The organism is Bacillus sp. PS95, from assembly GCF_037963565.1.
Classification (GTDB): Bacteria; Bacillota; Bacilli; order Bacillales; family Bacillaceae; genus Bacillus; species Bacillus subtilis.
Map to the genome: position 1 here is coordinate 893,590 of NZ_CP150160.1, position 8,911 is coordinate 902,500.

Annotated in this window: 8 protein-coding genes and 1 rRNA gene (1 of these 9 cut by a window edge); 6 read left to right on the forward strand and 3 right to left on the reverse strand. The window is 43.1% G+C overall.

Annotated features, from left to right (window positions below):
* Positions 1 to 132 precede the first annotated feature (132 nt).
* Positions 133 to 663, forward strand: coding sequence for a DUF402 domain-containing protein (locus NSQ12_RS04610; protein WP_003223272.1), 531 nt, complete (start codon positions 133 to 135; stop codon positions 661 to 663).
* An 87-nt stretch (positions 664 to 750) separates the two neighbouring features.
* Positions 751 to 2,493: an ABC transporter ATP-binding protein gene (locus NSQ12_RS04615; protein ID WP_009966836.1), complete on the forward strand. Its 1,743-nt coding sequence runs from the start codon at positions 751 to 753 to the stop codon at positions 2,491 to 2,493.
* Positions 2,494 to 2,569: 76 nt separating this feature from the next.
* Here NSQ12_RS04615 and NSQ12_RS04620 read toward each other — a convergent pair whose 3' ends face one another.
* Positions 2,570 to 3,631, reverse strand: coding sequence for an aromatic acid exporter family protein (locus NSQ12_RS04620; protein WP_003233537.1), 1,062 nt, complete (start codon positions 3,629 to 3,631; stop codon positions 2,570 to 2,572).
* 219 nt (positions 3,632 to 3,850) lie between these two features.
* A complete protein-coding gene (locus NSQ12_RS04625) occupies positions 3,851 to 5,140 on the reverse strand; it encodes a glutamate-1-semialdehyde 2,1-aminomutase (RefSeq protein WP_015715541.1) in 1,290 nt (429 codons plus the stop codon).
* A gap of 152 nt (positions 5,141 to 5,292) precedes the next feature.
* On the opposite strand from NSQ12_RS04625, the gene bcp reads away from it, so the two are divergent.
* Both bcp and perR read left to right on the forward strand, forming a co-directional pair.
* On the forward strand, positions 5,293 to 5,766 hold the full coding sequence (gene bcp / locus NSQ12_RS04630) for a thioredoxin-dependent thiol peroxidase (RefSeq protein ID WP_024572676.1): 474 nt from the start codon (positions 5,293 to 5,295) through the stop codon (positions 5,764 to 5,766).
* Between the two features lie 122 nt (positions 5,767 to 5,888).
* A complete protein-coding gene (gene perR, locus NSQ12_RS04635) occupies positions 5,889 to 6,326 on the forward strand; it encodes a peroxide-responsive transcriptional repressor PerR (RefSeq protein WP_003223285.1) in 438 nt (145 codons plus the stop codon).
* A 34-nt stretch (positions 6,327 to 6,360) separates the two neighbouring features.
* Here perR and NSQ12_RS04640 read toward each other — a convergent pair whose 3' ends face one another.
* Entirely contained in the window at positions 6,361 to 6,714 is a 354-nt protein-coding gene (locus NSQ12_RS04640) for a YgzB family protein (protein WP_131227242.1), read from the reverse strand.
* A gap of 207 nt (positions 6,715 to 6,921) precedes the next feature.
* Between NSQ12_RS04640 and NSQ12_RS04645 the strand changes: the two genes are divergently transcribed.
* Both NSQ12_RS04645 and NSQ12_RS04650 read left to right on the forward strand, forming a co-directional pair.
* Entirely contained in the window at positions 6,922 to 7,806 is an 885-nt protein-coding gene (locus tag NSQ12_RS04645; protein ID WP_003243727.1) for a nucleotidyltransferase-like protein, read from the forward strand.
* Positions 7,807 to 8,099: 293 nt separating this feature from the next.
* Positions 8,100 to 8,911, forward strand: a 16S ribosomal RNA gene (locus NSQ12_RS04650); it runs 738 nt beyond the window's last position.

The following is an 8,911-nucleotide window of genomic DNA, read 5'->3' on the forward strand; positions in this document are numbered from 1 at the left end:
GCCATTCCCCGGCCGGAATGGCTCTTTTATTTTCATTTTTCAATTTGTAACGTTATAATAGGTAAAAGACGTTGTCGGTAAGCAAATTTGGACATACTAACTGTAGGGCTTTATAGAAAGTAGGGGAGAAATATGGGCTATCCCAAGGAAGGAGAAACCATTCAAATTCACAGCTATAAGCACAACGGGCTGATTCATAGAATTTGGAATGAGACAACAATCTTAAAAAGTACAGAAATGTGTGTCATCGGAGCCAATGACCGGACGATGGTAACCGAATCAGACGGCCGGACATGGATAACCAGAGAGCCCGCAATCTGTTATTTTCACGCAAGACAATGGTTTAATGTCATCGGGATGCTGAGGGAAGACGGGGTTCATTATTATTGCAACATCAGTTCTCCGTTTGCCTATGATGGCGAAGCAATTAAATATATTGATTATGACTTAGATGTTAAGGTTTTTCCTGACATGACCTACAATATTCTCGATGAAGACGAATATGATGATCATCGGAAAGCCATGAATTATCCAAAAGAAATCGACAGTATTTTAAGAGACTACTTAAATACGCTGCTCCATTGGATTCACCAGCGTCAGGGACCGTTTGCGCCCGAGTTTGTCGATATGTGGTATGAACGGTATTTGCGCTATACAAAATAATGGTTACGTAAAAAACCTGTTGCGGGGTACAACAGGTTTTTCACATGGGCTCACACACATCATGATAAAGAGAGAGGGGGAATCAACGTGGGGGTTATGAAACGCTACATGCAATTCGTCAAACCTTATAAGAAGCAAATTTTCGTTACAGTGTTAATCGGGATCGTAAAATTCTCCATTCCGCTTGCTCTCCCATTGCTTCTGAAGTACGTAGTTGACGACATTATTCAAGGAGGCGGCACGGCCAGTGACAAAACCACGTCATTGTTCACGATTATGGCGATCATGTTCGCCTTATTTTTAATTTTGCGCCCGCCTGTTGAATATTACCGGCAATATTTTGCCCAGTGGACTGCCAGCAAGGTGCTTTATGATATAAGAGCTAAGCTGTTTGACCATATACAAAAACTGAGCCTTCGTTTTTACGCGAATACAAGAACAGGGGAAGTCATTTCCCGAGTGATTAATGATGTAGAACAAACAAAGGATTTCGTCATCACAGGGCTGATGAATATATGGCTCGATATGCTGACGATATTGATCGTGATCTCTATCATGCTCACACTGGACGTTAAATTAACGCTGATCTCTATCGTTTTATTCCCATTATACGGAATATCAGTGAAGTATTTTTACGGCCGTTTACGAAAGCTGACAAGGGAGCGCTCACAGGCTCTTGCTCAAGTGCAGGGGCATTTGCACGAACGCATTCAAGGCATGCCTGTCATCAGAAGCTTTGCGATAGAAGATCATGAACAGGCTCAATTTAATGAGAAAAACGGTCATTTCTTAGATAAAGCCATCCGCCACACGAATTGGAACGCCAAAACCTTTGCGGTCGTTAATACCATTACAGATTTGGCGCCGCTCATCGTCATAGCGTGCGCCGGGTATTTTGTCATTAATGGACCGCTGACAGTCGGAACAATGGTCGCGTTTGTCGGATATATTGACAGAATGTACAACCCTGTTAGAAGGCTGATCAATTCCTCTACAACTTTGACACAGTCAATCGCATCAATGGACAGGGTGTTTGAATTTATTGACGAGCCCTATGAACTCACTGACAAACCAAATGCGATAAAGGCCGATCAGATTCGCGGAGGAGTGGAGTTTCAAAACGTTTCGTTTCAATATGAGAAGGACAAAGAAAATATTCTTCATGATGTATCCTTAAAAGTAAATAGAGGAGAAACTGTAGCTCTCGTCGGCATGAGCGGAGGAGGAAAATCAACGCTCGTCAGCCTGATCCCAAGATTTTATGATGTAACAAGCGGCAGACTGCTGATTGATGGGACGGATATTCGCGATTATGAAGCAAGAAGCCTTCGCAACCAGGTTGGTATGGTGCTTCAGGATACCTTTTTATTTAGTGAAACGATTCGGGAAAATATCGCGATCGGCAAGCCTGATGCCACACTTGAAGAGATAATCGAAGCCGCCAAAGCTGCAAATGCCCATGAATTTATCATGAGTTTTCCAGAAGGATATGAGACCCGGGTGGGGGAACGAGGCGTTAAGCTTTCAGGCGGACAAAAGCAGCGGATCTCAATTGCGCGGGTATTCCTGAAAAATCCGCCGCTCCTCATTTTAGATGAAGCTACATCAGCTCTGGATTTGGAAAGTGAGCATTACATTCAAGAAGCGATGGACAAACTGGCGAAGGATAGAACAACTTTTGTTGTCGCCCACCGTTTATCGACAATCACCCATGCGGATAAGATTGTTGTCATGGAAAACGGGACAATCATTGAAATCGGAACCCATGATGAACTCATGGACTATGAGAGCCAATACAAGCACTTATTTACCATTCAAAATTTGAACTAAAACATCAATCTTATATCCTTTTAACGAAGGATATAAGATTTTTTTGTATATAAAAAAACCCGGCTGTTTAACCGGGTTACTCTTCTGTTTCTATTTCGCAGTCTTTCGGATGATACGTTTGAAAACTTGTGATAAGTGTTTCTAAATGTTCAAGCTGCTCGCGATATTCCACGGCGCTTGCCATAATATTGAGCATGTTGTAATCAATAAGCTCCTCATCCGTATTCTGCTGATTTTTTAAAAATGACTTTGTTAAAAGCTGCTTATACCGGATGCCTTCTTCAACCGCGTCATCATGCGGCTTGATTTTTCCGACAAACCTCATCAAAATCCGTTCGTGCCAGTAAAGCAGGTAATCAAGTTCTTCAGTCAATGTTTCCTGAAACTCTTCCGGCATATGATAGATCTCGTTTTCCAGACGATGCAGCTTCTTCAATGTATCAAGCGCCCGATTTGCAGTAATAATGGCCTGTCTGAACAGGACAAGCTTTCTTGATTTCACATAAGTCGTTTTCTTAAAGTAACTTCTTTCTTCTTTATATAGAAGATATGTCTGATCAAGCTTGATCATTTTTTCTTTCAGTTTTTCAATATCCTCTTTCAAAATCGAATGCTCTGTCGACTGCCGCATGGACAATCTGATCCACTTCATAATTTCTTCGGTGTTTTCGACGGTATTATGAATCAGCTTTGTTTCGTACTTAGGAGGCAAAAACACAAGGTTGACGATAAAGGAAGAAAGCACCCCTAAGATGACTGTGCTTGTTCTGATCAGCGCGAACATTAAAAAGTCGTCACCGGCAGATTCTAATATCGCAATGACTGTTACAAGAGCAATTGAAATTGTATGTTCAATTTTAAGTTTCAGCATGATTGTAATGACAATAACTGCTGTTAACCCGATCATAATCGGGCTGGGTCCGAAAATAAGGCCGAACACTGTGGCAATCACAGCTCCGATGATATTTGCTTGAACCTGGTCAATAATAATGAGAAAAGAGCGGTAAATCGACGGCTGGATCGCAAATATCGCTGCAATTCCAGCGAAAATCGGCGCGGGAAGCCCGATCCACGAAGCCAAATAAAGGGCAAGTGTAATCGCAATCCCGGTTTTGAAAATGCGGGCACCAAGTTTCATTGGTTTGTGCGTGCATTCCTTTCTATAGTAAATTGTGTGACATAGCAAATGGGCTAATCCTAAAATTCCCGGTTAGTTTATTTGCTAAACAATTAAGTAATATACAGGGATCGATACAAATATTCAAGCTATTTTTCTAGAAAAAGCCCAAAATCTTACACGCTGTTTGATTCCATAAAAAAAACAGGAGCTCAAAGCTCCTGTTCAAGGTATTTGATTCTAGTTTTTTAGATGTTTAAATGCATCCTCGACCGCTGCAAGCGTGTCTTTAATATCCTGCTCTGTATGTGCTGTGGTAATAAACCAAGCTTCATACTTAGAAGGTGCTAAATTAATTCCGCGTTCCAGCATCAGCTTGAAAAACGTAGCGAATGTTTCTCCGTCACTCCGTTCAGCCTGCTCGTAATTTTCCACTTTCTCATCAGAGAAGTATACCGTGAGCGCACCTTTTAACCGGTTGACCGTAATGGTGATGCCGTGTGTTTCTGCGTGCTTCAAAATGCCTTCCTCAAGCATAGCGCCAAGGTGATCAAGCTTTTCATACACGCCTTTTTCTTTGAGCACTTCCAGACAAGCGATGCCTGATAGGATGGAAGCGGGGTTCCCTGCCATTGTTCCTGCCTGATAAGCAGGCCCTAGCGGAGCTACCTGCTCCATGATTTCTTGTTTGCCGCCATAGGCGCCAATCGGAAGTCCGCCGCCGATAATTTTCCCGAGTGCTGTTAAATCTGGTTTCACCTGTAAGAGATCCTGCGCGCCGCCATACATAAAGCGGAAAGCCGTAATGACTTCATCGTAAATAACGAGAGCGCCTGCATTATGTGTCAATTCATTTACTTTTTCTAAGAAGCCCTCTTTAGGCTCGACGATACCGAAGTTGCCGACAATCGGTTCAACGAGAACCGCCGCGATTTCACTGCCCCATTTATCAAGAGCCGCTTTATAGCTATCGATATCATTAAATGGTACTGTGATCACTTCGTTTGCAATGCTTTTCGGTACACCGGCTGAGTCTGGTGTGCCGAGAGTAGACGGGCCGGAGCCTGCGGCGACAAGCACAAGGTCCGAATGCCCGTGATAACAGCCCGCAAATTTAATGATTTTTGTCCGGCCTGTATATGCGCGAGCCACGCGGATGGTCGTCATAACGGCTTCTGTACCCGAATTGACGAATCTTACTTTGTCCATAGCGGGAATGGCTTCTTTGAGCATCTTTGCAAATGTAACCTCGTGTTTCGTTGGTGTTCCATACAATACACCGTTCTCTGCCGCTTTTTTAATCGCTTCTGTAATATGCGGGTGGGCATGTCCTGTAATAATCGGACCGTACGCCGCTAAATAATCGATGTATTTGTTGCCGTCCACATCCCAAAAATAAGCGCCGCTTGCTTTCTCCATTGCAACAGGAGAACCGCCGCCGACTGCTTTATATGATCTAGACGGGCTGTTTACACCGCCGACAATGTGCTGTAATGCCTCATTGTGAAGTTCAATTGATTTTGTATGCAAGAATAAAAACCTCCTATATCTCCATGCGTCCTTTCTATTGTAGCATGCTTCCGAACAAGAACAATGGCTTCGGGCTTCAGATTCAGCTGAGATGGTTGTAATCTGGACAAGAATTGGATACGCTTAATAAAAAAACATCCGGAGGTAACGTAATGACTATAGAAATCGGACAAAAAGCGCCTGATCTTGAGTTAAAAGGCGATCATGGGGAAACAGTAAAATTATCGGATTATAAAGGAAAGTACATCGTGCTTTATTTTTATCCAAAGGACATGACACCGGGATGTACAACTGAAGCATGCGATTTTCGGGACAGTCACGAAAGCTTCGCCGAACTGGATGCCGTCATTATCGGCGTCAGCCCGGACAGCCAGGAAAAACACGGAAAATTTAAAGAGAAGCATAACCTGCCATTTCTGCTTCTTGTTGATGACGAGCATGAGCTGGCGGAAGCGTTTGATGTGTGGAAGCTGAAGAAAAACTTCGGAAAAGAGTATATGGGAATCGAGCGTTCCACTTTTTTAATTGATAAAGAAGGCCGGCTCATTAAAGAATGGAGAAAAGTAAAAGTAAAGGACCATGTAGCCGAAGCGCTTCAAACCCTCAAAGATATGTCGGAAAAGTAAGTCTCTATGAGCCTATGCTTACTTTTACCCTGATATCAATTGACAAATTATCGTAGAAAGAGTTACACTAATTATAAACATTACAATGTAAGAATTTTTTTTAGAAGAGAGGTGCATGACGGATGGCTGCACATGAACTAAAAGAAGCCTTAGAAACGTTGAAGGAAACCGGAGTTCGCATTACTCCTCAACGTCATGCGATTCTGGAATATCTCGTTAACTCTATGGCTCATCCAACAGCGGACGATATATATAAAGCTCTGGAAGGGAAATTTCCTAACATGAGCGTAGCGACAGTATATAACAATTTGCGTGTGTTCCGGGAATCAGGTTTGGTAAAAGAGCTCACATACGGTGATGCTTCCAGCAGATTCGATTTTGTGACATCTGATCACTATCACGCGATTTGCGAAAACTGCGGTAAAATTGTGGACTTTCACTACCCGGGCCTTGATGAAGTGGAACAGCTCGCTGCCCACGTCACGGGCTTCAAGGTAAGCCACCACCGTTTAGAAATTTACGGCGTCTGCCAAGAGTGTTCGAAAAAAGAAAATCATTAAAAATAAGCTGACCGCACGAAACGGTCAGCTTATTTTATTTCGACATTTTCTTTTTATTATAAGACTCATCAAATTCTTTTCCTTCTAATCCCTTATCTAAAGTCAGCGGCTCTCGGCAATGCATGCACATATCGACTCTTCCTAAAACCTTTGTCTCTTTATCACAGCCTGGACAAATGACGCGAACCGCTTTAGTCGAAAGCATTCCGATCCAAAAGTAAACTACCGTACTGAGACCGATGGATAAAAGTCCAAGTATCATAAACAAACTAGAAAGCAAAACTGACTCTTTAAAAAAGATCCCGATGTACATAATGATAAACCCAACGAAAACCAAACTTAATGCAAATGTTCTGATTTTATTAATTTTGCTGGTGTATTTCGCCATGTCCATCCCCCTCTGTTTTAACTATAGCACAAACCCGATGGGATTTTCTTCATGTTTTCGGTTGAACTGGAATTTACATATGGAGAGTTACTGTGAAATTGTTTATAATAGTTCAATGTGTTTAGAAAAAAGGAATTTCGTTTTAACCATAGAATTGAATCAAATAGAGAATAAAAAAATTTGAACAATTGCATTGGAGGAATAGTGATGGAAAATCTTCTCCGTCCAATTTACCAAGAAAGAGCAAGTCACCCCAATACATTGGCTGTCATTATGATTGAAAGAAGAAACAAAACATCTTCCTTAACAGATAACTTTGATGCAGCTTTGCTGGTGATTGTAAAGGATGCTGATGAGCCAGTTTTTATAAAGCATTATGAATTTGATCATCAAACAGCTTCTTTGCATGTGGTAACAGATTCTCAGATTCAAGAATGGATTTTGCTTGGAACAAATAGAAGAATCATAGATTGGATTGTAAATGGCAGAGTCTTGTTTGACCGTAATGAATACGTAGTTGAACTGATTGACAGGCTGAATACATTTCCGTTTGCCGAACGTAAACTGAAGATCGGACTCGAATACGGCAAATTAATCAGAAGGTATGTTGAAGGGAAAGCTTTTTTTGAAGCCAATCAATTTTTAGATGCCTACAACGCCGTTGTTCATGCGCTGCATCATTTAGCACGTATTGAAGTAATCGATAGAGGATTCCATCCCGAAACCACGGTGTGGAGTCAAGTGCGCCAGATGGAGCCCCAAGTGTACAAGTTATATTCCGAGCTGATTGAAAGTCACGAGAGCCTGGAAAAAAGACTTGAATTATTATTCTTAGCAAATGATTTTCTCATCCATTCCAAAGCCGAGATCGGTTCGGCGCATCTTTTCGAAGTAATGAAAGAAAAAGACATTTGGCAATTCGGTGAGCTTCTTCAACATCATGACCTAAAGCACTTTACCCAAGATCTTGGCGTTATGCTTGATTACTTGACGGAAAAGGGACTTATCAACGTCTGCCAGATAGAAACGAAAGGACAGGCTGTCTATCACCGAGGATATTCTTTTAAAAAAGGTGTTGACTCTGATTCTTGACCGTGTTATATTATTAAACGTCGCTGATGCGCTTCTGAGAAAACAAGCTCACAGCGGCGGGAAAATAAATTAAAAAAATATTTGACAAAAGAAAGTCAAAATGTTATATTAATAAAGTCGCTTCAACAAGAAGTGAAAATGATCTTTGAAAACTAAACAAGACAAAACGTACCTGTTAATTCAGTTTTTAAAAAATCGCACAGCGATGTGCGTAGTCAGTCAAACTAGGGCCTGCACGACGCAGGTCACACAGGTGTCGCCGCAGGATGCGGTGAACTTAACCTGTGATCCATTTATCGGAGAGTTTGATCCTGGCTCAGGACGAACGCTGGCGGCGTGCCTAATACATGCAAGTCGAGCGGACAGATGGGAGCTTGCTCCCTGATGTTAGCGGCGGACGGGTGAGTAACACGTGGGTAACCTGCCTGTAAGACTGGGATAACTCCGGGAAACCGGGGCTAATACCGGATGGTTGTTTGAACCGCATGGTTCAAACATAAAAGGTGGCTTCGGCTACCACTTACAGATGGACCCGCGGCGCATTAGCTAGTTGGTGAGGTAACGGCTCACCAAGGCGACGATGCGTAGCCGACCTGAGAGGGTGATCGGCCACACTGGGACTGAGACACGGCCCAGACTCCTACGGGAGGCAGCAGTAGGGAATCTTCCGCAATGGACGAAAGTCTGACGGAGCAACGCCGCGTGAGTGATGAAGGTTTTCGGATCGTAAAGCTCTGTTGTTAGGGAAGAACAAGTACCGTTCGAATAGGGCGGTACCTTGACGGTACCTAACCAGAAAGCCACGGCTAACTACGTGCCAGCAGCCGCGGTAATACGTAGGTGGCAAGCGTTGTCCGGAATTATTGGGCGTAAAGGGCTCGCAGGCGGTTTCTTAAGTCTGATGTGAAAGCCCCCGGCTCAACCGGGGAGGGTCATTGGAAACTGGGGAACTTGAGTGCAGAAGAGGAGAGTGGAATTCCACGTGTAGCGGTGAAATGCGTAGAGATGTGGAGGAACACCAGTGGCGAAGGCGACTCTCTGGTCTGTAACTGACGCTGAGGAGCGAAAGCGTGGGGAGCGAACAGGATTAGATACCCTGGTAGTC